Below are 654 nucleotides of genomic sequence, written 5' to 3'. Positions count from 1 at the left end.
GATTGGGTAATAACTGAGATTTTGTGCTTTGATTTGCCAAGGTAGCTGCTATATCAGTAAACCCATCAGCAGCATTTACCTCACTGGGCCGATAAATCACGTCAACGATATCAAAAGCTGTCATATCAGCAGTGGGCAGACTACAAGCGGCAATAGCGCAAACTGCTTGTAAGCGCTCTGCATACATTGGATTTTTGACTAGATTGTCTAAATTAAAAATAACATATTGTGCAAACAATAGCATTATCAACACCAAACAGCCGGCCAGCCACAGTAACGAAGCGATGGATGTTTGTACACGAGATTGTACTGGATAAATACGTGACTGAGCTTTGCTTGCTCGCTTAGGAGTAGCTTGAAATTGATCTCTCAGTGGTACGCCCATACTCACCAGCAATTGTGATAAATCAGTACCAGGTTCTATAACGTCTGTTTTATGGTTTTGCTCTTCAAGGAGTTTTTCGAGCCATGCATTATCATTATTAGTATTTCTGTTAGAAGTATCAATAGGGGCTGAAACATTGTCGTATCGAGACATGGTGTTTATAGCATCATTTGTTTCTTCAAACATGTTTTCTTGTTCGTTATAGATATCATGATCAATGAAAGCGTCGCTATCTGCAGTGTCTATTGATTTATCAGCTGCGTCTGCAG

Annotated in this window: 1 protein-coding gene; it reads right to left on the bottom strand. The window is 40.1% G+C overall.

Going from position 1 to position 654, the window contains the following annotated elements; genetic code table 11:
• A partial coding sequence (locus ACS8FD_RS21490; RefSeq protein WP_439277365.1) for a DUF3426 domain-containing protein occupies positions 1-654 on the bottom strand: 654 nt, incomplete at both ends.

It is taken from the genome of Psychrobacter sp. 1U2, from assembly GCF_051847575.1.
This window is presented reverse-complemented; position numbering and strand designations above follow the sequence as displayed.